General features: G+C 58.1%; 1 protein-coding gene. It reads right to left on the reverse strand.

Annotated elements, in window-relative coordinates:
• Positions 1-277 (reverse strand): glycosyltransferase family 2 protein (locus tag R0J92_RS22735; RefSeq protein WP_411053332.1); only part of this gene is annotated, 277 nt, incomplete at both ends.

Genomic DNA, 277 nt, shown 5'->3' on the forward strand with positions numbered 1-277 from the left:
GTCCGCATCGAGGAAGATAACGACGTCGCCCGAACTCTTCGCGAAGCCCATGTTGTTCGCTTCACGCTGACCACCGTTCTCCTTGAAGATGGCCGTAATCGCTTCGCCAAACGAGTCAATGACTTCCGCGGAGTTATCGGTCGAGCCGTCGTCGACGACGATGACTTCGACGTGCGGCCAATCCTGCGTCAGCGCGCTTTCCACCGCTTGCCGGAGAAAGCGACCGTAGTTGTAGTTGGCGATCACGACCGAGAAGAACAGCTCGGGATGGTTCGCT

The sequence above is a fragment of the Tritonibacter sp. SIMBA_163 genome (genome assembly GCF_046535935.1).
Taxonomy (GTDB): domain Bacteria; phylum Pseudomonadota; class Alphaproteobacteria; order Rhodobacterales; family Rhodobacteraceae; genus Epibacterium; species Epibacterium scottomollicae.